The sequence below is a fragment of the Streptomyces boncukensis genome (assembly GCF_011045075.1).
Taxonomy (GTDB): domain Bacteria; phylum Actinomycetota; class Actinomycetes; order Streptomycetales; family Streptomycetaceae; genus Streptomyces; species Streptomyces boncukensis.
Map to the genome: position 1 here is coordinate 1 of NZ_JAAKZZ010000965.1, position 1,306 is coordinate 1,306.

General features: G+C 78.5%; 1 protein-coding gene. It reads left to right on the plus strand.

Annotated features, from left to right (window positions below; translation table 11 throughout):
- Positions 1-17: 17 nt before the first annotated feature.
- Positions 18-1,306: condensation domain-containing protein (locus G5C65_RS37350; RefSeq protein ID WP_338146853.1), on the plus strand; the 1,289-nt coding region annotated here is incomplete at its 3' end.

Here is a 1,306-nt window from a genome sequence, read left to right on the forward strand (position 1 = left end):
AGGGGAGGGAGGGGCCCGTGCCGCTCTCGTATGCGCAGCGCCGTATGTGGCTGATGGACCGGCTCGGCCAGGACCGCGCCGCGTACCACGTGCCGTTCGCCACCCGGCTGCGCGGCCCGCTCGACCCGGAGGCGCTCGGCCGCGCCGTCACCGCGCTCACCGTCCGCCACCAGGTGCTGCGCACCCGCTACGCCGAGCGGGACGGCGAGCCGTACCAGGAGGTGCTGACACCGGCCCCGGCGGTGCGGGTGCGGGTGGTGGCGGAGCCCGCGCCCGCCACCGGGACGCTGCGCGCGGCGGCGGCACGCCCGTTCGACCTGGCGGAGGGCCCGCTGCCGCGCGTCCTCGCCGTACGGCACGGGCCCGAGGACCACACCGTGCTGCTGACGTTCCACCACATCAGCGTGGACGGCGCCTCGCTGGACGTGCTCTGCCGCGAACTGGCCGAGCTGTACGCCGCGGAGTGCGCGGGGCGGGCGGCGCGGCTGCCGGAGCCGGTCGCGCAGTACGCCGACTACGCGCGCCGCGAGCAGCGGCGCGCCGGCGAGCTGGAGGCCGGACTCGAACACTGGCTGACCCGGCTGGCCGGAGCGCGCCCGGTCCCGCTGCCGCCCCCGGAGCAGCCCCGCGCCTCCGCGCAGCCCACGGCGCCCCTCACCGGCGCCGGCCTGCTGCACCGGCCGCTGGCCGACGGCACCCTCGGCGCGCTGCGCGCCGTGAGCGCACGGCACCGGACGACACCGTTCACCGTGGTCCTGGCCGCCGCGTACGCCGCGCTGCTGCGCACCACCGGCCACGAGGACCTGGTGGTGGGCTGCGCCGCCGACCACCGGGACGGCACCCGCACCCGGGAGCTGGTCGGGCTGTGCGTCAACACCCTCCCGCTGCGCGTGCACACCGAGGGGGCCGCGGACTTCGGGGAGCTGCTGGACCTGGTGCGGGACACGCTGCTGGAGGGCATCGCGCACCGGGACGTCCCCTTCGACCTGATCGTCGAGCGGCTCGGCGGCGCGGGCCGGGACCGCCGCGGCGGCACGCTGCTGAACGTCACCGCCGACCTGGTGCCCGCGCCGCCCGTGCTGCGGCTGCCCGGCACGGCGGGCGGCGAACCGGTCCCCGTCGACCTGGGCGCGGCCAAGTTCGGGCTGTCGCTGTGCGTCGAGGAGACGGCGCACGGGGCGCGCTGTCTGGTGCAGTACGACCGGGCCGGGCTCGACGGCGGGGCCGCGCTGCGGCTGCTGGACGCCTTCGCGGACGCCCTGAACACGGCGGCCTCCGGGGAGCCGGCGGCCCCGCTGCGGCGCCC